General features: G+C 72.2%; 19 protein-coding genes and 1 riboswitch. Of the genes, 9 read left to right on the top strand and 10 right to left on the bottom strand.

The window, feature by feature from the left end; genetic code table 11:
- Positions 1-12 precede the first annotated feature (12 nt).
- Together PHZ_RS16220 and PHZ_RS16215 are read left to right on the top strand one after the other, a co-directional pair.
- Positions 13-534, top strand: coding sequence for a GNAT family N-acetyltransferase (locus PHZ_RS16220; protein ID WP_012523468.1), 522 nt, complete (start codon positions 13-15; stop codon positions 532-534).
- 80 nt (positions 535-614) lie between these two features.
- A complete protein-coding gene (locus PHZ_RS16215) occupies positions 615-1,523 on the top strand; it encodes a DMT family transporter (protein ID WP_012523467.1) in 909 nt (302 codons plus the stop codon).
- Between the two features lie 7 nt (positions 1,524-1,530).
- On the opposite strand, the gene PHZ_RS16210 is transcribed toward PHZ_RS16215, so the two are convergent.
- The 3 genes from PHZ_RS16210 to PHZ_RS16200 all read right to left on the bottom strand — a co-directional run bounded on the left by PHZ_RS16210 (position 1,531) and on the right by PHZ_RS16200 (position 6,237).
- The gene (locus tag PHZ_RS16210; RefSeq protein WP_012523466.1) at positions 1,531-2,040 is read right to left on the bottom strand and encodes a DUF6790 family protein; all 510 of its coding nucleotides are present in this window, start codon (positions 2,038-2,040) and stop codon (positions 1,531-1,533) included.
- Between the two features lie 67 nt (positions 2,041-2,107).
- Entirely contained in the window at positions 2,108-4,246 is a 2,139-nt protein-coding gene (locus tag PHZ_RS16205) for a hypothetical protein (protein ID WP_012523465.1), read from the bottom strand.
- 29 nt (positions 4,247-4,275) lie between these two features.
- Entirely contained in the window at positions 4,276-6,237 is a 1,962-nt protein-coding gene (locus PHZ_RS16200) for a type II and III secretion system protein (protein WP_041373634.1), read from the bottom strand.
- Positions 6,238-6,383: 146 nt separating this feature from the next.
- Here PHZ_RS16200 and PHZ_RS16195 point away from each other — a divergent pair, with 146 nt between their 5' ends.
- From PHZ_RS16195 to ypfJ, 4 genes are all read left to right on the top strand, one after another.
- Entirely contained in the window at positions 6,384-6,980 is a 597-nt protein-coding gene (locus PHZ_RS16195; protein WP_041373633.1) for a TetR/AcrR family transcriptional regulator, read from the top strand.
- Positions 6,981-7,048: 68 nt separating this feature from the next.
- Positions 7,049-7,621 (top strand): tetratricopeptide repeat protein, encoded by a 573-nt coding sequence (locus tag PHZ_RS16190; RefSeq protein WP_041373632.1) that lies wholly within the window; start codon positions 7,049-7,051, stop codon positions 7,619-7,621.
- A gap of 45 nt (positions 7,622-7,666) precedes the next feature.
- Positions 7,667-8,050 (top strand): hypothetical protein, encoded by a 384-nt coding sequence (locus PHZ_RS21870; protein ID WP_049758297.1) that lies wholly within the window; start codon positions 7,667-7,669, stop codon positions 8,048-8,050.
- 41 nt (positions 8,051-8,091) lie between these two features.
- Positions 8,092-8,931, top strand: coding sequence for a KPN_02809 family neutral zinc metallopeptidase (gene ypfJ, locus PHZ_RS16175; protein WP_012523461.1), 840 nt, complete (start codon positions 8,092-8,094; stop codon positions 8,929-8,931).
- A 235-nt stretch (positions 8,932-9,166) separates the two neighbouring features.
- Here the strand turns inward: ypfJ and cuyB are convergent, their stop codons facing one another.
- The 4 genes from cuyB to PHZ_RS16155 form a co-directional block, all read right to left on the bottom strand.
- Positions 9,167-9,880, bottom strand: coding sequence for a cysteate racemase (cuyB, locus tag PHZ_RS16170; RefSeq protein WP_012523460.1), 714 nt, complete (start codon positions 9,878-9,880; stop codon positions 9,167-9,169).
- On the bottom strand, positions 9,877-10,896 hold the full coding sequence (gene cuyA / locus PHZ_RS16165; protein ID WP_012523459.1) for a D-cysteate sulfo-lyase: 1,020 nt from the start codon (positions 10,894-10,896) through the stop codon (positions 9,877-9,879). Before cuyA ends, cuyB begins: the two co-directional genes overlap by 4 nt.
- A gap of 23 nt (positions 10,897-10,919) precedes the next feature.
- Positions 10,920-11,357 (bottom strand): DUF6491 family protein, encoded by a 438-nt coding sequence (locus PHZ_RS23235; protein ID WP_012523458.1) that lies wholly within the window; start codon positions 11,355-11,357, stop codon positions 10,920-10,922.
- Positions 11,358-11,429: 72 nt separating this feature from the next.
- The gene (locus PHZ_RS16155; protein WP_012523457.1) at positions 11,430-12,452 is read right to left on the bottom strand and encodes a DUF2804 domain-containing protein; all 1,023 of its coding nucleotides are present in this window, start codon (positions 12,450-12,452) and stop codon (positions 11,430-11,432) included.
- 116 nt (positions 12,453-12,568) lie between these two features.
- Positions 12,569-12,676: riboswitch (TPP riboswitch) on the top strand.
- 44 nt (positions 12,677-12,720) lie between these two features.
- On the opposite strand from PHZ_RS16155, the gene thiC reads away from it, so the two are divergent.
- Positions 12,721-14,556 (top strand): phosphomethylpyrimidine synthase ThiC, encoded by a 1,836-nt coding sequence (thiC, locus tag PHZ_RS16150; protein ID WP_012523456.1) that lies wholly within the window; start codon positions 12,721-12,723, stop codon positions 14,554-14,556.
- 4 nt (positions 14,557-14,560) lie between these two features.
- Here thiC and PHZ_RS16145 read toward each other — a convergent pair whose 3' ends face one another.
- A complete protein-coding gene (locus PHZ_RS16145) occupies positions 14,561-14,782 on the bottom strand; it encodes a hypothetical protein (protein WP_041373629.1) in 222 nt (73 codons plus the stop codon).
- Positions 14,783-14,898: 116 nt separating this feature from the next.
- On the opposite strand from PHZ_RS16145, the gene PHZ_RS16140 reads away from it, so the two are divergent.
- Positions 14,899-15,546: a glutathione S-transferase family protein gene (locus PHZ_RS16140; RefSeq protein WP_012523455.1), complete on the top strand. Its 648-nt coding sequence runs from the start codon at positions 14,899-14,901 to the stop codon at positions 15,544-15,546.
- Here PHZ_RS16140 and PHZ_RS16135 read toward each other — a convergent pair.
- Entirely contained in the window at positions 15,543-16,163 is a 621-nt protein-coding gene (locus tag PHZ_RS16135; protein WP_012523454.1) for a DUF938 domain-containing protein, read from the bottom strand. The genes PHZ_RS16140 and PHZ_RS16135 overlap by 4 nt on opposite strands.
- 117 nt (positions 16,164-16,280) lie before the next feature.
- Between PHZ_RS16135 and PHZ_RS16130 the strand changes: the two genes are divergently transcribed.
- On the top strand, positions 16,281-16,631 hold the full coding sequence (locus PHZ_RS16130; protein WP_012523453.1) for a DUF2200 domain-containing protein: 351 nt from the start codon (positions 16,281-16,283) through the stop codon (positions 16,629-16,631).
- Positions 16,632-16,650: 19 nt separating this feature from the next.
- Here PHZ_RS16130 and PHZ_RS23230 read toward each other — a convergent pair whose 3' ends face one another.
- Positions 16,651-16,854, bottom strand: a complete 204-nt coding sequence (locus PHZ_RS23230; protein ID WP_041373628.1) for a hypothetical protein — start codon at positions 16,852-16,854, stop codon at positions 16,651-16,653.
- Positions 16,855-16,924: the final 70 nt, after the last annotated feature.

Genomic DNA, 16,924 nt, shown 5'->3' with positions numbered 1-16,924 from the left:
CATGGTCAAGCCATGTCATCGGACTCCGCCATACGCCTGCGGCCCGGCCGGGCTTCCGACATCGACGCCGTGCGCGAGATCGAGCGCGTGTCGGCCGACCGGTTCCGCGGCACGCCCGACGCCTGGATCGCCGACGACGAGCCCACCGCGCCCCAGCTCCTGGCCGAGCGGGCGGCTCAGGGCGCGCTGATCGTCGCGTGCGAGGCCGACGACGCACCGGTCGCCTCGATCATCTTCCGGCCGGTTGAGGACGGGCTCTACATCGAGCAGGTGGACGTCCTGCCCAGCCACGCCGGACGGCGTATCGGCGCGGCCCTGATCGACGCGGTGGCGGACGCGGCCCGCGCGCGCGGCGCCTCGGCCCTGACGCTGTCCACCTTCCGCGACGTGCCGTGGAACGCGCCGTGGTACGCACGGCTGGGGTTCGAGGTCCTGGATGTCCTCACGCCCGGCCTGGCTGCGATCCGCGCGGCCCACGAGGCCCGCGGCCTCGACGAGAGCCGGCGGGTGTTCATGCGCCGGCCGGTCCTCTAGCCGGTCGTCTAGCCGGGCGGACCGCGCCGCGGCGAACTGGCCGTTGACCGGGCCGCCGCATCCGCCCAAACCCCCTCGCCGTGGCCGCCGCTCCTCCCCATCCGCACGCGCCGACGCACCGGCCGCTGCTCGGCATCGCGCTCCGCATCGGAGCGATGGTGTGCCTGGCCCTGCTGTGGGCGCTGGTGAAGTGGTGCGGCGAGCGCGGCGTGCCGATCTTCGAGATCATCTTCTTCCGCAACGCCTTCGCCTTCCTGCCGCTCGGCCTCTACATCTGGCGCACGACCGGCTTCGAGGTGCTGCGGACGAAGCGGCCGATGGGTCACCTCGTGCGCTCGGCGGTCGGGCTGAGCGGGATGGTCTGCGGCTTCTCGGCCGTGCAGCACCTGCCGCTCACCGAGGCCACGGCGCTGCAGTTCGCCTCTCCGCTGTTCATGACCGCGCTCTCGGCCCTGCTGCTGGCCGAGCCGGTGGGCCGCCACCGCTGGGGCGCGGTGATCGTCGGCTTCGTGGGCGTGATGATCATGGCCCGCCCCGTGCCCGGACACATGAACGTGCCGGGCGTCGTCTTCGGCCTGCTCGGCGCCCTGGGCGCCGCCGGCGCCATGGTGGCGATCCGCCAGATCTCCGACACCGAGCGCGGCCCCACCATCGTCTTCTACTTCACCCTGGCCGGCTCGGCCCTGGGCCTGGCGGGCGCGGCCCTGTTCGGCTGGATGACGCCCGATCCGCTCACCCTGGGCATGCTGGTGCTGTCGGGGATCGTCGGCGGCGTCGCCCAGATGCTGCTGACCGAGGCGCTGCGGGCGGCCCCCATCGGCGTGGTGGCGCCCTTCGACTACACCCAGCTCGTCTGGGCCGCGGGGCTGGGCTTCCTCATCTGGGGCGAGCTGCCGCACGTGGCGACGCTGGTCGGCGCCCTTCTGGTCGCCGCCAGCGGCGTCTACATCCTCCACCGCGAGCTGCGGAAGTTCCGCGCCCCGGCCTGACGGGCCTTCAGTCCCTGGGCCGCAGCCGGCGCTGGGCCGCCAGCAGGGCGAACCCGGCCAGCGGCAGGAAGAGGTCGGTGTAGAAGATCGGGCCGGCGTTGCCCGGCGCGAAGTTGCGGGCCTCCACCATCTGCACGACGTGGCCGGCGGCCGCGCCCCAGAGGAAGCACGCGATCCCGCTCACGGCCGCCAGCCGCATCTCGAAGCCGCCGCGGAAGGCCAGGAAGCCCAGCACCGAGAAGCCGAGGCTGGCGAACCCGACCTCCTTCTGGAACGGGCTCGTCTCCCAGCCGATGAACGCGGCCGCCGTCTCGCTGAAGAAGACGTGCATGACGAAGTTGTAGAAGAAGCCGATCCCCACCGAGACCAGCAGTCCCCAGGCGAACACCGCCTCAAGGACCCGCCCGCGGGTGACCGGCCTCGGCCCCGCCGCCAGGGCGATCGCCGCGGCCAGCAATCCCGCCGCCAGCAGCGTCAGGGTGAAGTTCGACAACGCGTATCGGATCAAGGCTTCCATGCGATCCCTCCCAAGAAGATCGGGGGCCCGCGGGCCCCCGATCCCCCTTCGGCCGTTCGGGCGACCCTCAGGTCCCCGGCTTGGCCATCCAGATCCGCACCCGCTTGGGCTGGGTGCAGGGCGCCACCCACGTGCTGGTGGGGCTGTAGCTGTCCAGGCACGAGTTCAGCTGCGAGGGCGTGCTGCGGTCGGCGACGACGAGGTAGGCGCCGGTGTTGTCCCAGCGGCCGCCCGCGTCGGTCGAGTCGCGGAACGTCCAGGTCCGGCTGATGTCCTCCTGGTTGTTGGTCGCGCCGCAGACGGCGAGGCCGACGATCGCGAAGCCCGGCGTCGTGGTCGCCGTGCGCATGGCGTAGACGCACCGGTTCGGCTCCTCCGAGACCAGCGTCTGCTGGACCGGGTCCCACTTCACGAAGAAGCCGGCGTCCGTCGGCCTGGACGGGCACGGCTGGGCCGAGACGTAGCTGGTGATCGTGCCCACGTTCAGGCAGCGGCCCGGCTGGTCCACCAGCTCCAGCGCGGCGTAGCCCGGCGCGGCGACGTTGATCCGCTGCCGGAGCGGCGCCAGCTCGCTGCTGTAGCGGCAGTAGGTCGGGTCGGCCGGGTGCGACCAGCAGCGGTTCTGGTTCACCTGGTTGATCCAGCGGTTGAAGACCACCGTGCGGTAGGCGTCGGCGTCGCTCCAGAGGCCGTTGACCACGTCGCTGACGTTGCCCGGCCCGATCGGCAGCGGGAAGTCCGTGCGCGGCGACAGGTCGTCGAACTGGGTGGTCTGGCAGACGCTTGCCGCCTGGCTGGGGCTGGCCGCCATGCAGGCCTTGGCCACGTTCTGCAGGGCCGTCATCCGCTGGCCGGCCGCCTGCTGGGTGTTGTTGAGCGCCCCGGCCTGCGAACCCCACCGCGCCGTCAGGTACCTGGCCTTGGCCTGCGGGTCGCCCAGGTCGCTGATGATCTGGCTGACCGTCGTGTAGAGGGTGTTGGCTTTGCCGTACTCCCACGCCAGCTTCTCGAACGGGCTGAGCGAAGGCATGCCGATGCCGCCCTGCGGGTAGTTGGCCAGCCGGCGGTAGTCCATGACCATGATCTTGTACGGCTGCGGCGCGCGCTGGACGGCTGCGGCGAAGCTCTGCACCTGCGCGTCGATCTGCTCGAGCGTCGTCGGGATCACCTCGCCGCTGCCGCCGCTGCGGTAGAAGTCGATGCTGGTGCTGATCGTCTTGCCCCACGAGCCGATCGCCTGGGCGACCGAGGCGCTGGCGGCCACATTGGTGAACGGCGTGCCGTAGCTGACGTTCAGCGAGGCGCCGATCTGCTGCTGCTCCTCCTGCGAGGTGGTCATGAAGGTGTAGGTGACGGCCATCTCGCCGCCGGAGTTGATCGCCGCCACGAAGCCGTCGCCGCACTGGGCGCGGAACTGGTCCGGGTTGGTCTGGGCCAGCTTCAGCGCCTCGGGCGTCAGCAGCACGCTGGCGGTGATCGAGGGGGCGTCCCGCAGCACGGCGCCCGGCGGCGGCGCGGCCGGTCCGCGCAGCGGCATCAGCGCCGCGGGCGAGGCGGCGGCGGGCCCGCCGGCCCCCTGGCCGATCATCCGCTCCAGGCCGGACACGATGGCGGCGTCCCGCTGGCGCATGGACTTGGCCGTGACGGCGGCCTGGAAATAGACCGCGTCGGAGGCGTCCACCGGCGGTCGTCCCAGGGCCGTCGGCGCGGTCGCGCCCAAGGGGGCGCCCAGGGGGGCGCCCAGGGGGGAGTTCAGGGCGGCGCCGGGCTTCGGCGCATCGGTGTAGGTCCAGCCGTTGTCGACGTAGACCAGGTCGACGACGTTCAGATAGGTGGAGTTGAAGGTCTTCTTGTTGGCGTAGGTCGCCTTCACGTCGACCGCCGCGCCGGTCATCGACTTCACCTGCACGTCCGCCGAGACGTTCAGGGCGTTCGAATAGCCGTACTTGTCGGACACCAGGGTGCGCTCATGGCGCACGTCCTGCGGCGAGCCGGGCTGCTGCGAGGCGACGAAGCTCACGCACTTGGAGGTCTTGGGCTGCACGCCCTGGCTGTCCCAGCCGGCGCCCAGGTCCACGCCCGGGGTGGGATAGCTGAGGATGCGGGTCTCGCTCGGGCCGGCCTGGGCCAGGGCCGGCCCTGCGGAGCCCAAGGCGGCGAGGGCGCATCCGGCGCCCGCCAGCAGTCGATCGATCCTGAACAGCATGAGGTCCCCTTTTCGGTGTTGGGTCGGACTCAGAAGGCGAGAAGCCGGGTGAAGTCGTTCAGCGCCTGCTCGACGCGGTCCCGCTCGCGCCAGCCGCGCACGTCGATGTCGCCGGCGCGCAGGGCGCGGAACAGGCGGTTGCGGTCCATGTGCGCCAGCGCCGCGGTGAGGTTCGGCCACTGTTCGGCCAGGCCGGTCCGGGCCCGGGCCCGGGCGTCGCGCAGGGCGGCGGGCTCGGGCGTCGCCGCCGCGGCCGCCTCCGCGAGCTGCGCCGCCAGCCCGGGAACCCGGCGCGGGGTCAGCATGATCACCACCGAGCGCGTGTAGTCGCGGTCCTCCTTGGTGGCGAACAGGTGCTGGACGCCGGGGATGTCGCCCAGCAGCGGCGTGCGGCTGTCGATGCTGGTCACCTCGCGTTCGCTCAGGCCCGACAGGACCAGCGTCTGGTCGAAGCGCAGCAGGACGTTGGCCGTCACCATGTTGCGCGAGGTCTGGACCGACTGGACGAAGGTGGCGCTGTCGGCGGTTTCCTCGAAGAACGAGCGGACGGCCTTGACGCTGACCAGCATGCTGTCGTCGTCGACGAAGGTCGGCGTCACCGACAGGCTCACGCCCACCGGCTGGTTCTGCACGCTGCCGTAGCTGCCCGGGCCGCCGTTCAGCGCGATGGTGACGTTCGAGCCCGAGAAGAACTGCGCCGGCTGGCGGTCCAGCGCGAGCAGGGTCGGCTGCGCCAGGATCTCGGCCCGCTGCTCGGTCGCGTTGGCGATGTTCAGCGAGTACGAGAGCACCCCGCCGACCGACGAGCCGAGCCCCAGGTTCTGGGTGACGACGCTGGTCTTGGTGGCCGGCTGGCCGGTGCTCCAGCTCCGCGTGACGGTGATCCCGTTGCCGACGTAGGCCGACAGGTTCTTCAGCAGGTTCACCCCGTTCGTGGCCGAGCGGGTGTCGTCGGTGCGCAGGATCACGGCGTCGACCATCGCCATCCGCGGCAGGGGCTGGCCGCGGCACGGCGCCGGCAGAGCGGGCAGGGCCGAGGTCTCGTCCGCCGACGTCGAGGCGCCGTAGCCGTAGCTGAACGAAGGCGGCGGGGCGGCGAATCCGCCGGGGTTCAGCTGCTGCTGGCAGTCCCACCAGGCGTAGCTCGCCGCGCCCGACGCGGGCTCCGGCGCCGGCGCGTCCGGCGGGTCCGCAAGCGGGAGTCCGGGCAGGGATGCGGGCGCCTGCGCGGGGGCGGCCCCTCCGATGGCGCCGGGCGGCGCGTCAGGAAGCGTGCCGGCCGGGCGCTGGAAGGCGGCCTGCACATGCAGATCGCGCCATTGGCCGAGCCGCCGCGCCAGGGCCTCGCGGCGCTGGTCGGGAATGGCGCCCGCGGCCAGCCCCTGGGCGAGGGCCTGGTCCGCCTCGGCGGGCAGTCCCGCGGCGGCGAACACGAGCGGGCGGATGGGGGCCATCGCGGCGTCGTCCGGTCTCGCCTCCGCCGCGGCCCAGGCCGCCAGTTCGAGGTCCCCGTCGTAGTAGGCCGCCGCCGCGAGCGCCTGCAGGGCGTCCGCCGAGCCCGGCTCCAGGTCCAGGGCGTAGGCGGCGGCGCGTTTTCCGGCGCCGTAGCGGCCGTTCTCGACGTAGAGCCGGGCCAGTTCCAGGGCCACGGGAAAGGAGTCCCGCTGGCTCTGAAGCGACACCAGATAGGCCGTTTCGGCGAGCTGGAAGTGCTCGCGCTGGCCGTCGCGGACCCGCTGGTGGTGGGCCAGGCCGTTGAGCGCATGCAGCGTCGGATTCTCGGGATCGCGCTGCAGCGCCCGGGTCAGCAGCCGGTTCGCGGACGCGGGATCGTTGCGGCGCAGGGCCGCGACTGCGGCCTCCTGCATCTGCTCGGCGGCTCCGGCCTGCGCCGGCGGGCCCCGTCGCGGCGCCGCGAAGCCGGTGGTGGCGCAGCCCGTCGCCACGCCGGCGGCCAGTGCGATCGCCAGATATGCCCCCGCAGTCCGCACCCCGCCGCCCCCTTCGCCTGCCGCCGGCCGAACGCCGATCACCGAGCAAAGAAACAAACATACTGTCTGTTTGCTTTCAAGCGCGGAATTGCGAAGATGTGTTGCCGGGAGGGCGAGACGCGCCCATGTCTGCGGCGAGGAGATCGATGGTGGACGGCCGTCACGATCGCGGAAACGCCACCCGGGCGCGGCTGATCGCCGAGGCGCGGGCGCTCTTCGCGTCGAAGGGTTACGCCGCGGTCTCGACCCAGGAGATCCTCGAGGCCGCCGGCGTCACCCGCGGCGCCCTCTACCACCACTTCACCGACAAGCAGGCGCTGTTCGATGCGGTGCTCGAGACCGTCTGCGCCGAGGTGAGCGGGCGGCTGATGGCCGAGACCGTCGGCGCGACCAGCTATCTGGACGGGCTGATCAAGGGCTGCGAGGCGCAGCTGCGGGTCTGCGCCGACCCGGAGATCCTGCAGATCTATCTCATCGATGCGGCGGCCGTCGTGGGCTGGCGCCGGTGGTGGGAGATCGACATGCGATACGCCATGGGCGACCTGCGCGTCGGGATCGAGGCGGCCTGCGACGAGCGCGGCGTCACCGACCGCAACCAGCGCGACGCCATGCTGACGCTGCTCTCCGGGGCGTTGAACCAGGCCGCCCTGACCATCGCCGACTCGACGGATCCGGCAGGCTGCGCCGAGGCGCTGATCCCCACCGTCCGCCGGATGATCGAGGGCCTGTTCGTCCCTGTGTGAGGCGGTGTGATTTGACAGACCGCTGTTCCGGGCGGACCCTTCTCCCGTCCCGTGCGGGAGCTGGTCCGATGCTGAGATCCCTGGCGTTTTCCGTCACGGCCGCGGCCGTCGTCCTGGGCTCCGGCGTCCTGGCGTCCGGCGCCTCGGCCCAGTCGGTGACGGTGCTGGGCGGCGGCATGGCCCGTCAGTGCTCGGACGCGGCCCTGGCCGGCGAGTCCGAGCGCCGCTTCGAGGCGGTCTGCACCCTGGCGCTGGACACCGAGCTGCTGTCGACGCGCGACCGCGCCGGCACCTTCGTGAACCGCGGGGTGATGAAGCTGCGCCGCAAGGAGTTCGGCGCCGCCCGCGACGACTTCGACCGCGCCGTGGCCCTGAAGCCCGACTTGGGCGAGGCCTACGTCAACCGCGGCGCGGCGGCGGTCGGCGCCCGCCGCTACGCCGAGGGGCTCGCCGACCTCACCCGCGCCATCGAGCTCGGCCTCGAGGAGCCGGAGAAGGCCTACTACAACCGCGCGCTGGCGCACGAGGGGCTCGACGACATGACGTCCGCCTACTTCGACTACCGCAAGGCCGTCGAACTGAAGCCGGACTGGCAGGATCCCCAGCGCGAACTCGCCCGCTTCACCGTCCAGCGGCGCTGACGCGCGCCCCTTTCCGCCGCGTCGCCGGATCCCCACATCCGTCCCATGCGCGCGCTCGCCCTCATCGCCGGTCCCGTCGCGAGCCTGGTCGCAGGCCTGGTCGCGAGCCTGGCGCTCGCCGCCCCCGCGGCGGCGCAGGACTTCGGCGCGACCACCCAGATGCAGCTCGACGCCCTGCGCCTGCAGCAGCAGCTCGACCAGCAGCGCTCGGTCGCCCAGCACAACGAGCTGATGGCGCTGGACGCACGCCTGCGCGCCGAGCAGGCGGCTCGCACCCTTGAGGCCCAGCGCGCGCCCACGGTCCTGCCGCGCACGCCCTATTCGGGCCCGCCGGCGCAGATCGACACGTCACGCCTGCCCAGCATCCCCGACGAGGCGCTGGCGGAATCCAACCGCCGCGTCCGCGAGATATCCAAGAACCCCCGCTGACAGCTTCGCGTTAGGCTGGCGCAGGTTCAGGAGGCGTCGCTATGCGTTGGTCGGGCGGCCGGGGCTCCGGCAATATCGAGGACCGTCGTGGCCTTGGGCCCGCGGGCGCCGTCGGCGGCCTCGGCGCCGGGGGGCTGATCCTGGCCCTGATCGGTTATTTCGTGTTCGGCGTCGATCCGTCGACGACCACCAGCGTCCTGGGCGGCGGCGCCCAGGTCCAGCAGCAGGAAGGCGTCCGCGGCGGCCCCGCCGACGAGGCCGGACGCTTCGTGGACGTGGTCGCCACCAACGTCGACGACGTCTGGAAGGCCCAGCTCGAGGGCTATCGTCCGGCTGACGCCATCGTCCTCTACGACCGCGCCACCGGCACCGGCTGCGGGATGGGCCAGTCGGCCATGGGGCCGTTCTACTGCCCCGCCGACCGCAAGGTGTATCTGGACCTCACCTTCTGGCAGGAGCTGGAGGGCAAGTTCGGCGCCTCGGGCGAGGCGGCCCGCGCCTATGTCATCGCCCACGAGATTGGCCACCATGTCCAGAACCTGACCGGCGCCTCGGACCGCGCCCAGCGGATGGGCGCGCGCGGCGCCGAGAGCGGCTCGGTGCGGCTCGAGCTGCAGGCCGACTGCTACGCCGGCGTCTGGGCGGCCCACGCCGCCGCCGTCTCGAACGGCCAGGTGGCGCTCGATCCCCGGGACATCGAGGACGGCCTTCGCGCCGCCGCGGCCGTCGGCGACGACGCCCTCCAGCGCCAGGCTCAGGGCCGCGTGATGCCCGACGCCTTCACCCACGGCTCATCCGAACAGCGGATGCGCTGGTTCCGCCGCGGCGCCGAGACCGGCGATCCTGCCGCCTGCGACACCTTCGCCGCCCGCACGCTCTAGATCCGCGAGGCGGTGGCGGGGGCGCCGCCGGATCGGCCACGAACCACCCGAACCTCCTCCTCGTCGTGGCCCGACGTGTTCGGGCCACCCATCCTGACGCCCGTCCGCAGCGCCAGCGGCGCCGCACCGGGCTGGGTCGCCCGGACGAGCCGGGCGATGACGAAAGGGGGCGACCCCCGTTCGTGTGGTTCGTGTGGTTCGTGGACCCTTCTTGCCCGCCGAAGGACGCCGCCCCTTAAGCTCCCACCTGCGGCACGGCCTCGTAGCCCAGGCACACCGCCACGCAGCGGCGGGCGAGCAGGTCGGCGGGGTCCACCAGCTCGACCTTCACGTCCTGCGGGTCCAGCACCAGGGGCAGCTCGGTGCAGCCGGCCACCAGCACCTCGGCGCCGCCCTTCACCAGCTCGTCGGCGAAGGCCTTCATCTGGCGCGAAACCTCGGGGCTGAGATCGCCGCCCTTGATCCGGTAGAGCGTCTCCATGAACGCCTCCTGCCGCTCGGGCGGCAGGCTGACCATGCCGAGGCCGCGGGCGGCCAGGTATTCCCGGTAGAGCTTCAGGGCGCCCTTGGTGCCCAGGACGCCCGCCCGCACGGCGCCCGACTCCGCCGCCGCCTCGGCGGCCAGATCGATCATGTCGATCAGCGGCAGGCCCGAGGCCCGCTGGATCAGGTCGGAATGGGCGTGGGCGGTGTTGCAGGGCATGGCCAGCACGTCGGCGCCCGCCCCGCGCAGGGCCCCGGCCATCTCGGCCAGGACGTTGCCCGCGCCCGAGCCGGGCACGTTGCGGTCCGGCGCCTTGGGGTTGATGTCGGCGATCACCCGGATGTGGTCCTGGTCGCGCTTGGCCGGGGTGTAGGCCTGCAGCTTGGCCAGGAAGTCCAGCGTCGCCGCCGGGCCCATGCCGCCCAGCACGCCCAGGGTGAGGGAGCCGTCGTCGTCCTCGCTCATCCGAGCTTGCCTTCCAGTTCGGACTGGTAGCCGAACAGGCCCTGCGCGCCGCCGGTGTGCAGGAACACCACCGTCTCGCCGTCGAACGCGCCCGAGCGGGAGAGGGCGATCAGGCCCTTCATCGCCTTCCCCGTATAGACCGGGTCCAGCAGGATGGCGTCGGCGCGCGCGGCCATCTTCAGCGCGTCGATCACGCCCTCGTCGACCAGGCCGTAGCCTTCGCCGACGTAGTCGCAGTCGGCCTCGACCATCTCGCGGGTCACACGGTCCTCGTGGCCCAGCAGCGCGGCGGTCTCGCGGGCCAGCTTGTAGACGCTGGCCTCCTGCTGCTCCTTCGGCGCGCGCACGCCGATGCCCAGCACGGGGATGTCCGCGCCCATCACGGCCAGCCCCGCCACGAGGCCGGCGTGGGTGCCCGCGCTGCCGGTGGCGGTGACGATGCGGTCGATCTCCAGGCCAAGCTCGTTGGCCTGGGCCACCAGCTCCAGGGCGCACTCGGCGTAGCCCAGCGCGCCGATGCAGTTCGAGCCGCCGCCGGGGATCACATAGGGCCGCCCGCCGGCGTCGGCGATTTCCTGGGCGACGTCCGCCAAGGCCCCGTTCATGTCGGTCCCGGCCGGCACGTGCCGGATCTTCGCGCCCAGCAGCTCGTCCAGCAGCACGTTGCCCGACAGGTTGTAGTCCAGCGCCTTGGAGCCCGTGCGGTGCTCGAGGATCACCTCGCACCTCAGGCCGAAACGGGCCGCGGCCGCCGCCGTCTGGCGCACGTGGTTCGACTGCACCGCCCCTTGCGTGACCAGGGTGTCGGCGTCGTTGGCCAGGGCGTCGCCCAGCAGGTACTCGAGCTTGCGGGTCTTGTTGCCGCCGCCGGCCAGGCCGGTGCAGTCGTCGCGCTTGATCCACAGCGTCGGCCCGCCGCCGCCGGGCATGACCAGCGCCTCGGTCAGGCCGGGCAGGGGCTCCAGCGGCGTGGGCAGGTGGGCGAAGCGGACGGGGTTGTATCGGGCCAGGTGCATGGCTTCGCCCTAGACCCTTCCCCCTACGGCCGCAATCTCCGCGGCAGGGCGGCGACCTGCTCGGGGGTCAGCTTGACGATGGACTGCACGATGCAGGTGGTGGCGATCATCCCGTCGCGGCTGACGCCCACGTCCAGGTCGATCGGGCGGCAGACGATGGACGATCCCGGCGGCTGGCGCATGACGAGCGGGTCGGACGAGATGGCGCCGGCCAGGCAGCTCCCCGCCATGCCCACGCGGTAGACCTCGGACTGCCGCACCCGCAGGTACAGCGTCTGGCGGTCCCCGATCGTGTGGCCGCGGATGTCGCTCGAGCGGAAGCAGTCCCCCGGGGGCAGGGCCGGAGCCAGGGCGGCCCCAGGCGGCGGGCCAAGCGGCGGCGCTGGCGGCGGCGGCGGGGGAAGGGGCGCGGCGCAGGCGGTCAGCCCGAGGGCGGCGAGCGGGGCGATCACGAGCTTCATCGGCGGTCCTCCGGAGGCTTCGGTGCGATCCTACGACCGAACGGCCGGCGCCAGCCAGCCCGCGCGATCGGCCTACCAGGCGGTCTCCACCTTCTCGGCGAAGCCCAGGAGGTCCCGGAAGGCGACCTTGCGCCCGTCGTCCAGCACGGCGGTCCCCGAGAAGCGGCCGAACACCTGATGGGTGATCGAACGGAGCAGCTTCAGGTCCGTTGCGTCGGCCCGGTCGAGGATCGGCTCGAAGGTCATCTCGAGGCGCCCGTCGTTGCTGGTGAACCGCCAGGGCGCGCCGTCCCAGGTGCCGTCCGGCAGGTGGAAGGTCACCTCATCCAGCTTGTGGGCGATGCCGCCCAGAAAGACCATGTTCTCGGAGGCGGCCGAGGTGTCGCCGAAGCCGTAGCCGATGTTGAAGCCGAACGGCTTGCCGTCCACCAGCCCCGAGGCGGAGCCCCAGTACCAGGTGTTGCGGTAGGTCCAGACGCCCCGGCCCCAGTCCAGCACCGCGAAGGCGCTGTCCGGCGCGAACCGGTGGGCCTCCCCCGCCACGACCACCTCGCCGCTGGCCGGCATGCAGTTGATCTTCTGGTTGTAGTAGAACGCCTTGGGCGCGCCCGGGAACGGCGTGGCGATCATCATCCGGTCCATCGGCGGCTGGGCCAGGTCCAGCGTCCCGCTCAGGCCCTTGCCGCCCATGAAGCCGGGGCAGTCGAGGGTCAGCCGCCTGCCCAGCGCCGTATGCCGGAACGCCAGGCTCAGGCCCTTGCGCGCCTGCACGACGTCGCCCGCATCGGCGCTTTCCGGCATCCCCATCCGCCCCAAGGGAAAGGGGACGATCTCGCTCTGCGTCCAGAACCGGCGCGCCGCGAAGTCCAGCCAGACCACCGAGAGGAGGCCCATGTAGCCGTTGTCGGCGACCACTGCGGCGACGCCATGGTCGCCGGCCAGGACGCAGTAGTAGTCCCACTCCTTGATCCTGAGCGGCGAGGCGGCGATCGCCGCGCGGCTGTAGCGCCGCGCCTCGCGCCTCGCCCAGCCGGCCTGCGCCAGCCGTCCGCGGCCATCCAGCAGGTCGCCGGCCTCCAGCTCGATCTGCGCCATGACTGTCTCCCCCGTCCCGTCCGCAAGCTCTGCAGTTGCGGGGGAGGGAGTTCAAGGCCCGTTCGCCGATCCCGGTTTTTGGCCCTTCCCCGCCGGCGCCTTCCGGCCTAGGCTCGCGCCAATCCTCGGGGGGCCGCGCGCAAGCGGCTGAGAGGTGGGTGAGCCCACGACCCGTCGAACCTGATCCGGGTCATGCCGGCGAAGGGAAGGGCCTGTCCGCAAACCCGTCCTGACGCCCGTGATCCGTCCAACCGGAGCGTGATGCGCCATGAACAAGCCTGCAGGCCCCCTCGAACCCGCCGCGATCCCGACCGGCGAGCGTCCCGGCTCGAAGAAGGTCTACCAGCCCGGCGCGCTGTGGCCCGACATCCGCGTGCCGTTCCGCGAGGTGGCGGTGCATCCCTCGGCGAACGAGCCGCCGGTGACCATGTACGACAGCTCCGGGCCCTACACCGACCCGCACGCGGCCATCGACATCGAGAAGGGCTTGCCCAAGGTCCGCGAGCCCTGGGTCGTCTCCCGCGGCGACGTCGAGATCGTGGCCGATCCTCGCCAGGTGAAGCCCGAGGACAACGGCTTCGCACAAGGCGAGCACCTGGCGCCGCAGTTCTCCGCCCCCCGCCGCGTCTACCGGGCCAAGGCCGGCGCCGCGGTCACCCAGCTGGAGTACGCCCGCCGGGGGATTGTCACGCCCGAGATGGAATACGTCGCCATCCGCGAGAACCTGCGCCGTCAGGCGCCGGGCATCCGCGACGGGGAGTCCTTCGGCGCCGAGATCCCCGACCTGTGCACCCCCGAGTTCGTGCGCGACGAGGTGGCCCGCGGCCGGGCGATCATCCCGGCCAACATCAACCACACCGAGCTCGAGCCGATGGCCATCGGCCGCAACTTCCTGGTCAAGGTGAACGCTAACATCGGCAACTCGGCGGTGCTCTCCACCGTCGCCGACGAGGTGGACAAGATGGTGTGGGCGATCCGCTGGGGCGCCGACACGGTCATGGACCTGTCCACCGGCCGCAACATCCACAACATCCGCGACTGGATCGTCCGCAACAGCCCGGTGCCGATCGGCACGGTGCCGATCTACCAGGCGCTGGAGAAGGTGGGCGGGATCGCCGAGGACCTGACCTGGGAGGTGTTCCGCGACACCCTGGTCGAGCAAGCCGAGCAGGGGGTGGACTACTTCACCATCCACGCCGGCGTGCGCCTGCCGTTCATCCCGCTGACCGCCAACCGCGTGACCGGCATCGTCTCGCGCGGCGGCTCGATCATGGCCAAGTGGTGCCTGGCCCACCACCGCGAGAACTTCCTCTACGAGCGGTTCGCCGAGATCTGCGAGATCATGCGGGCCTACGACGTCTCGTTCTCGCTGGGCGACGGCCTGCGCCCCGGCTCGATCGCCGACGCCAACGACGAGGCGCAGTTCGCCGAGCTGCGAACCCTGGGCGAGCTGACCAAGGTGGCGTGGAAGCACGGCGTCCAGGTGATGATCGAGGGCCCCGGCCACGTGCCGATGCACAAGATCAAGGCCAACATGGAAGAGCAGCTCAAGCACTGCCACGAGGCGCCGTTCTACACGCTCGGCCCGCTCACCACCGACGTGGCCCCCGGCTACGACCACATCACCAGCGCCATCGGGGCGGCGATGATCGGTTGGTTCGGCACCGCCATGCTCTGCTACGTCACGCCCAAGGAGCACCTGGGGCTGCCCGACCGGCAGGACGTCAAGGACGGGGTGATCGCCTACAAGATCGCCGCCCACGCCGCCGATCTCGCCAAGGGCCATCCGACCGCGCGGGCCTGGGACGACGCCCTCTCACGCGCCCGGTTCGAGTTCCGCTGGGAGGACCAGTTCAACCTCGGCCTCGATCCTGAGACCGCGCGGGCCTACCACGACGAGACCCTGCCGAAGGAGGCGTTCAAGACCGCCCACTTCTGCTCGATGTGCGGCCCGAAGTTCTGCTCGATGAAGATCAGCCAGGACATCCGCGAGGCCGCGCGGGCCCAGAACGACCTGACGAATGATCAGGGCATGGAGGAGATGGCGAAGAAGTTCCGGGAGGCCGGCGGCGAGATCCAGGTGCCGCTCACGCCCGCGGAGTAGGCCTTCAGTCGCGCGCCTTGGCCTTCGCCTCGGCCTTCTGGGGCGAGGGCCAGGTGCGCACCGCCACGGCGACGCCGACCGAGCCGAACACCGCCGCCGCCGCGCCCAGCCACTGCGAGGGGCTCATGCCCAGGGCCGCGAAATGTCCGGCGGTCGCGCCCGACAGCAGCACCAGGCCGGCGGAGCCCCACTCGGCGAGCGACTGCTTGGTGATCGGCTGCGACATGCGGAAGGCTCCCCGACTTGGCGGCGTTGGTCGTGCGAAGGTGGTGAATGCCAAAAGCCGCCGCCCGAGGCGATGCGACCATGGCGCGCAGCGGCGGGCGCGGCTAAAGCTCGGCCATGGACTACACCCTGTTCTACGCCCCCGGCGCCGCTAGCCTGGCCGTCCACTGGATGCTGCTCGAACTGGGCGTCCCCTTCGAGGCGCGCCCGGTCGACCTCGACGCCGGCGCCCAGCGCGACCCCGACTACCTGCGGCTCAACCCGCAGGGGCGGGTCCCCACTCTGGTGGTCGACGGCCGGCCGGTGCGCGAATCCGCGGCCCTGCTGATGCTGCTGGCCGAGCGGCATCCCGAGGCGGGCCTCGCCCCGCCGCCCGGCGATCCGCGGCGGGCCAAGTGGCTGGAGACGATGGTCTGGCTGGCCAACAACCTTCTGCCGCCCATGCGCGACTGGTTCTACGCCGACAAGGATGGCGAGCCGGCCGGGGCCGAGGCGGTCCGCGACCTCGCCCGTCGCCGCATCGAGGCGGGCCTGGCCGCCCTGGACGCGCGCCTCGAGGGCGGCCGCCCGCACCTGCTGGGACCGGACCTGACCTGCGCCGACTTCCTTGCGCTGATGCTGATGCGCTGGTCGCGCAACATGCCCCGGCCCGCCACGTCCTGGCCGAACCTTTCGGCCTACGTCACGCGCCTGCGCGCCCGCCCGGCCTTCCTCGAGGTCTGCCGCCGCGAGGGCCTGACCGAGTGGCTGAACCCGCCCGCCTAGCCCTTCCGGAACACCAGCGTCAGGTTGTTGGCCGGCATCTCCACCCGCTCGGCCAGCGAGAGGCCGTGCGCCGCGGCCGCCGCCGCCACGTCCGCCACCCGCCGCAGGCCCCACTCGGGGTTGCGCCGCTTCAGGTCGGCGTCGAAGGCCAGGTTGCTGGGGGCGGGCGCCACGCCGTCCTCCAGGTAGGGGCCGTACAGCACCAGCACCCCGCCGGCCGGCAGCACCCGGCCCGCGCCCGCCATCAGGCCCAGGGTCGACGCCCAGGGGCTGATGTGGACCATGTTGATGGCGACGATCGCGTCCGCCCGCCGGACCGGCCAGTCCTCGGGCCGGGCGGCGTCCAGCCGCAGCGGCGGCAGAAGGTTCGGCGGCCCGGCGTGCTCGCGCCAGGCCTCGATGCTGGCCAGCGCCCCCTCGTCCAGGTCGGTCGGCCGCCAGGTCAGGCCGGGTAGGGCCGCGGCGTTGTAGAGGGCGTGCTCGCCCGCCCCCGCGGCGATCTCCAGCACCAGCCCCTGCTTGGGCAGATGCCGCTTCAGCACGTCGAGGATTGGCTCGCGGTTGCGGGCGGTGGACGGCGCGGTCCGCGCGCCGGGCGGAAGGGGCTGCTCGCTCATGCCTTCCCCTTCGCCCCGCCGGGCGGCGAGGTCCAGCCCCACGGTCATCGGACCAGGCCTGCCGTGGGCGGTGGACCGTGCTAACCCTTCGGCGTCGCAGAGCCTGGAGCAGAGCCGATGACCGAGCACCGGATCTTCACCACCAGCGTCGCCAGCGTCTATCCGCATTACGTCGCCAAGGCCGAGCGCAAGGGGCGCACCAAGGCCGAGGTCGACGAGATCCTCCGCTGGCTGACCGGCTACGACCAGCCCCAGCTCGAGGCCCGGCTGGCGGCCGGGACCGACTTCCGCGCCTTCTTCGCCGAGGCGCCGCGCCTCAACCCCGCCCGCGCCGAGATCAAGGGCGTGGTCTGCGGCGTGCGCGTCGAGGAGGTGGCCGAGCCGCTGATGCGCGAGATCCGCTACCTCGACAAGCTGGTGGACGAGCTCGCCAGGGGCAAGTTGATGGAGAAGATCCTGCGCGGCTGACGGCCCGCGACCAAGGGGGCTAGTGCCGCGTGCCCGGCGCGCCGACCATGCCGGCCAGGGCCTCGATGGCCACCTCCAGCTCGTCCAGCTCGCCGTCGTCTTCGGCGTCCGCGAGGCGGGCGATCACCCACAGGGCGTGATCGATCTGGGCGGTGAGCACGGGCTGGCCGCGGGCGGCCAGGCGCATCTCCAGCAGGCGGGCTGTCTCGGTCTCGAACATCATGCGCCTGGCCGTGCAGGTTCCGGGCCGGCTATCCGTCCTGCCACCAAGCGCTCCCCTCTCGCGCTCCGCT

Source organism: Phenylobacterium zucineum HLK1 (assembly GCF_000017265.1).
GTDB lineage: Bacteria > Pseudomonadota > Alphaproteobacteria > Caulobacterales > Caulobacteraceae > Phenylobacterium > Phenylobacterium zucineum.
Note: the sequence above shows the minus strand (reverse complement) of the source record. Positions and strands in the feature narration are given on the sequence as shown.

Coding starts and splice junctions, on each gene's coding strand:
- PHZ_RS16145 (WP_041373629.1), bottom strand. CDS start 14,782: ATGTCGCAGCCGATCACCAAGCAGTCGCTCGCCGAGTGGGGCTCCGCC.
- PHZ_RS16130 (WP_012523453.1), top strand. CDS start 16,281: ATGACCGAGCACCGGATCTTCACCACCAGCGTCGCCAGCGTCTATCCG.
- PHZ_RS16190 (WP_041373632.1), top strand. CDS start 7,049: ATGCTGAGATCCCTGGCGTTTTCCGTCACGGCCGCGGCCGTCGTCCTG.
- PHZ_RS21870 (WP_049758297.1), top strand. CDS start 7,667: ATGCGCGCGCTCGCCCTCATCGCCGGTCCCGTCGCGAGCCTGGTCGCA.
- PHZ_RS16210 (WP_012523466.1), bottom strand. CDS start 2,040: ATGGAAGCCTTGATCCGATACGCGTTGTCGAACTTCACCCTGACGCTG.
- PHZ_RS23230 (WP_041373628.1), bottom strand. CDS start 16,854: ATGATGTTCGAGACCGAGACAGCCCGCCTGCTGGAGATGCGCCTGGCC.
- PHZ_RS16155 (WP_012523457.1), bottom strand. CDS start 12,452: ATGGCGCAGATCGAGCTGGAGGCCGGCGACCTGCTGGATGGCCGCGGA.
- PHZ_RS16205 (WP_012523465.1), bottom strand. CDS start 4,246: ATGCTGTTCAGGATCGATCGACTGCTGGCGGGCGCCGGATGCGCCCTC.
- thiC (WP_012523456.1), top strand. CDS start 12,721: ATGAACAAGCCTGCAGGCCCCCTCGAACCCGCCGCGATCCCGACCGGC.
- PHZ_RS16140 (WP_012523455.1), top strand. CDS start 14,899: ATGGACTACACCCTGTTCTACGCCCCCGGCGCCGCTAGCCTGGCCGTC.
- cuyA (WP_012523459.1), bottom strand. CDS start 10,896: ATGCACCTGGCCCGATACAACCCCGTCCGCTTCGCCCACCTGCCCACG.
- cuyB (WP_012523460.1), bottom strand. CDS start 9,880: ATGAGCGAGGACGACGACGGCTCCCTCACCCTGGGCGTGCTGGGCGGC.
- PHZ_RS16135 (WP_012523454.1), bottom strand. CDS start 16,163: ATGAGCGAGCAGCCCCTTCCGCCCGGCGCGCGGACCGCGCCGTCCACC.
- PHZ_RS16220 (WP_012523468.1), top strand. CDS start 13: ATGTCATCGGACTCCGCCATACGCCTGCGGCCCGGCCGGGCTTCCGAC.
- ypfJ (WP_012523461.1), top strand. CDS start 8,092: ATGCGTTGGTCGGGCGGCCGGGGCTCCGGCAATATCGAGGACCGTCGT.
- PHZ_RS23235 (WP_012523458.1), bottom strand. CDS start 11,357: ATGAAGCTCGTGATCGCCCCGCTCGCCGCCCTCGGGCTGACCGCCTGC.
- PHZ_RS16195 (WP_041373633.1), top strand. CDS start 6,384: ATGGTGGACGGCCGTCACGATCGCGGAAACGCCACCCGGGCGCGGCTG.